Genomic DNA, 2,902 nt, shown 5'->3' on the forward strand with positions numbered 1-2,902 from the left:
GCTCATTCTCGGGAAGGTCTCTGATATGACCCATTGAAGCAAGGACATTGTATTTACCTTCAAGGTATTTTGTAATAGTCTTTGCCTTTGTCGGGCTTTCTACGATGATTAAGGGTTTTTTCATTTTGTTAACTCCATTATTCACTTGAAATTATCTAAATGTTCTGCAAAAATGTTAATGTTAAGTATTTTATCAAAAAACCTAACCAAATTTAAAAATCGGGATTTGCCCTGGGTTGTTAACCAATAATTACCATCCGTAATCCAATAAAATTGAAAATTACTATAGTTGTTTCGGATATAGTTGTTCAAATCTATGTATTCATTTTGGTTTATTCCAATCTTTGTTCCTTCGGTTGAGTAAAAATTTATCTCAAACAAATATTTTGGAAGATTATGACTAAAAATAACCAAATCAAATTTTTTGAGTTTGTTATCCTTTATTTTAATGATTCCATCGACATAGCGTTCTGTACAGAATATCTTTTTAGTAGGCAAAGATGAAATAATTTCCTGTTGTAATTTATGTTTCAATACCCGAATACCATTTTTATTTAATAGGCTATCTATGTTTGTATAGCCACTATTTTCCAATAGTTTTATTACCTTTATCTTTGGATAATTTCCATGGAGACTTTTTGTATCAATGGGTATCCTTTTATTTTGCAGAAATTTCTCAACATCTATTGAGGCAAGAAATTCATTCAATTTCAGGTTGTTCAACAAATAATTGGAGAACCTAATAGAGAAATCTTCAAATTCGCTTTTTGTAATTCGCTCCTTTAATATCTCAAATTTTTTAACAACTTTATCAATGTATTTTGAGACGGCAACCTTGAAAACCGCTATCAAATACTTCTTGTTATATTGTTCTATCCTGGCAACAAAATCATCATACTTTAAATCAGGGTTAATACTATTTAAATATATTTTTCTGAAGTTACTATCATATTTAAGGTTTAAAACCATATATTCATATATCGCCTCAATATTTAAAGAGTTGAGTTTTGCTATATCAAAAACAAAATGAATAACTTGAGCATTTGTAAATCGCAGTAGTTGAAATATCTCCTGGAAAATAATAAAACTACGCGGATTAGCTTTTACATAATCTGATAAATCGGCAATATTCCATTGTTTTTTTGCCACTAATAAAGATATTTCCCTTTCTAATTCTTTAGTAGGTATATTTGCATTTCTAAATTCATCCTGAATAAATTCTAAAAATGAAATTTTTGATGCGAAGTCAATATAAATATCATCTGGATTCCTCATTTATTTTTCTCCTTTTTCGACACGATAAATAAGCAGATATTTATGCGAAATATTTAGATTTTCTTTAATACCAATTTTATCCTCATTCTTTTCAATTGATATAACTACAATCTCTTTTATCTTTAATTCCCGTTGGTATCTAAGATGGTTTTCAACTTCTATACCCATAGGGAATATGGTGCCATCTTTTAAACGAACATCGTTGCAAATTATAGCTAAGAAACCTTGATGGTTAATATATTTTACAAGATTATTAGTCATATTGCAAAAATTTTCAAAATCCTCTTTCGTGGCGCAAGTTATTATTACCAGTGTCCTTGGGTTGTGTATATTGTCTATTTTATTAAGCGAATCAATAATACAATGACTTCTTCCATTGTATCGTTCAACTATGTTTTGAATTGTTTTGCTATACCAATCATTAAAGTTAAAAATCCATACGGTTGTTGACTCTTGTTGATTTATTTTAATAGGTTTCCTGTAATCCTTCTTGAATTCTTTAACATCTTCTAAAATAACCTGGTTAGAAACCCCTGAACTTTTCTTAAAAATAGCCAGATATTCGTGTGCTAACAAAAGGAAATTATACTTAACGCTATTTTTGTACCAAAAACCTGTGGTTTTGCAGTTATGCTGTCTTTTAACCACTAATTCCTTAAGCACAAAACCAGCCTTTAAGTATACATCAATTAACCAAAAACCCAGTGGGATAACATGCCTTTTTTGTCTCATATCTCCTATTAATACTGCACAATATTTATTGTTTTTTAATACTCTATAATTTTCTTTTGCCACTTTAGACATTTCATTAAGAAATTCATCTATCTCACAAAAGGATAAATCCTGCTTTTGATTATCTGTGTAATGAATTATGTTAGCATATGGTGGATGGGTACAAATCAAATCAATACTATCATTATTGATAGACGAAATATTCCTGGCATCACCGACTTTGAAATCAATCTTTACCGGTAAAGAACTATAAATTGGAAAATCAACATTTTCTTTTGCTAATTCTATTGCCTTTGGATTTATATCTATACCAATAAAATCTCTATTAGTTAATTTACATTCTACACCAGTAGTACCCGCACCACAGAAACAATCCAATACTGAATCACTTTCTTTAGAATATCTTTGTATCACATTTCTCGGGATATAAGGCGACCAATTCCCCCGATAATTACCATTATGAGTTGCCCAATTCCCCCGAGATTTAAAGCTCCAAACAGTATTTGTTTCTGGAAAGAAATTTTTGGGTTGTAACATTTTTATCTCTTTCTTTAGAATAGGGATAGAAACATTCATTCCCAATCTCTTTGTTATAACTTTCTCTATATAACGCAAATTAACATTGAATCTTTCACCAATTTTTTGGTCAGTTAAACCCATCCTCTTTGCCTCAAATATTTGTTCTTCTATTAGGTTCTTCATAAGTAAAAGCAATTGGTTATCTTGTGTAAAATAAGCCGATGGATTGGCTCTTTTTTAATATAATAGGCAAGATGCCAGGAGATTGCCTCTCCCTCCCTGTCTGGGTCAGGGGCAAGGAATATAGATGAAGAAGACAAAGAGGCTTTCTTTATATTCGCAATGGTCTTTTCCTTTCCCTTAATGGTTACATATT

Annotated in this window: 4 protein-coding genes; all 4 read right to left on the reverse strand. The window is 30.4% G+C overall.

Annotated features, from left to right (window positions below; genetic code table 11):
• A partial coding sequence (locus AB1630_11820) for a toprim domain-containing protein (protein ID MEW6104479.1) occupies positions 1–124 on the reverse strand: 124 nt, incomplete at its 3' end.
• A 17-nt stretch (positions 125–141) separates the two neighbouring features.
• Positions 142–1,275 carry a DpnII family type II restriction endonuclease gene (locus AB1630_11825; GenBank protein ID MEW6104480.1) on the reverse strand — a complete coding sequence of 378 codons (1,134 nt, stop codon included), beginning with the start codon at positions 1,273–1,275 and terminating at the stop codon, positions 142–144.
• The gene (locus tag AB1630_11830; protein ID MEW6104481.1) at positions 1,276–2,709 is read right to left on the reverse strand and encodes a DNA methyltransferase; all 1,434 of its coding nucleotides are present in this window, start codon (positions 2,707–2,709) and stop codon (positions 1,276–1,278) included. It lies immediately after the preceding gene.
• Positions 2,706–2,902: toprim domain-containing protein (locus AB1630_11835; protein ID MEW6104482.1), on the reverse strand; the 197-nt coding region annotated here is incomplete at its 5' end. The genes AB1630_11835 and AB1630_11830, both read right to left, overlap by 4 nt.

The sequence above is a fragment of the bacterium genome, assembly GCA_040753555.1.
GTDB lineage: Bacteria > UBA9089 > UBA9088 > UBA9088 > UBA9088 > JBFLYE01.